Here is a 1,323-nt window from a genome sequence, read left to right as displayed (position 1 = left end):
CAGCTGCTGGCCTACGAGGTCACCATCGCCCGCGGCCAGGACCCGGACGCCCCCCGCGCCCTCGCCAAGGTCACCGAGACGCACTGATCTGTCGCCCGCTCGCCTCCGGGCCGCTCCTGGCCCGGGGCCGACGGTCGGCGCTCCAACGTCCCTCGTGCCTCGGGTCGTCCTCGCTTCTCCCTTTCGGCCCCGGCGCGGTCCTTCGGCTCGGGGCGGGGTCGCCCGCTCGCCTCCGGGCCGCTCCTGGCCCGGGGCCGACGGTCGGCGCTGCGGTGCCGGTCGTCGCCCGGGCGGCGTGCGCAAGGCCGAGCCCCCGTCCACAGGGTGTGGACGGGGGCTCGGCCTTTGAGCGGCTGGGGAAGCCGGGTGCGCCCCCCGCCGAGGCGGAAAGCACTACGGGCCACGGCGCCGACACGGGACCCTCAACCCGTGCGGCACCGCAGCCCGGAGCTGTCGTCGGGCGCCGAGGCCGGTCGAGGACTGTGCGGGGTCCTCGCCCGGTGGCGTCCGACCGAGGAGAAGCCGTGCGCGGGTCAGGGCAGTTGCGCGGTGGGCTCCTCCTTGGTGCCCTTCCATTGTGGACTAGACCAATCTGCATTGTCCAGGGATCCCCGGAAATTGGTCTGGACAACTCGACGTCCCGCCCGGGCCCCCGCAGTCCGCCCGGCAGCCCGCCCGCGGACGGGTGCGACGGGCCCGCCCGCCCGGCCTGGAGCTACGCTCGCGGTGTGCCCTCGCTGAACGAACTCGTCCGCCGCCACACCACCCTGACCGGTGCCGATGTGGAGTGGCTCCACATGCTGGTCTCGGAGTGGCAGCTGCTCTCCGACCTCTCCTTCGCCGACCTCGTCCTGTGGATCCCCACCTGGGACGGCATCCGCTACGTCTCGGTGGCCCAGATGCGGCCCAACACCGGGCCGACGTCCTACCAGGACGACATGGTCGGCCACCTCGTCCCCCGCGGCCGCCGCCCGCTGTTGGACGCCGCCTTCGACGAGGGGCGGATCGTGCGCGAGGGCGACCCGGAGTGGCGCGAGGAGGTGCCGGTGCGGGTCGAGTCCATCCCGGTCCGGCGCGAGGGCAAAGTGCTCGGGGTGATCGCCCGGAACACCAACCTGCTGACCGTGCGCACCCCCAGCCGGCTGGAGCTCACCTACCTGCAGAGCGCCTCCGACCTGGCCCAGATGATCGCCGCCGGGGCGTTCCCGTTCCCCGGTGTCGAGCAGGCCGACATGGACGCCGCGCCCCGGGTGGGTGACGGCCTGATCCGGCTGGACGCCGACGGCATCGTCACCTACGCCAGCCCCAACGCACTCTCCGCCT

The 1,323-nt window shown here is 73.8% G+C and carries 1 protein-coding gene; it reads left to right on the top strand.

The genetic code is table 11. The annotated features are described in order from the left end of the window. Positions 1-728: 728 nt before the first annotated feature. Positions 729-1,323: histidine kinase N-terminal domain-containing protein (locus tag MCM47_RS40855; protein WP_238951844.1), on the top strand; the 595-nt coding region annotated here is incomplete at its 3' end.

The organism is Kitasatospora sp. A2-31 (assembly GCF_022288725.1).
Classification (GTDB): Bacteria; Actinomycetota; Actinomycetes; order Streptomycetales; family Streptomycetaceae; genus Kitasatospora.
This window is presented reverse-complemented; position numbering and strand designations above follow the sequence as displayed.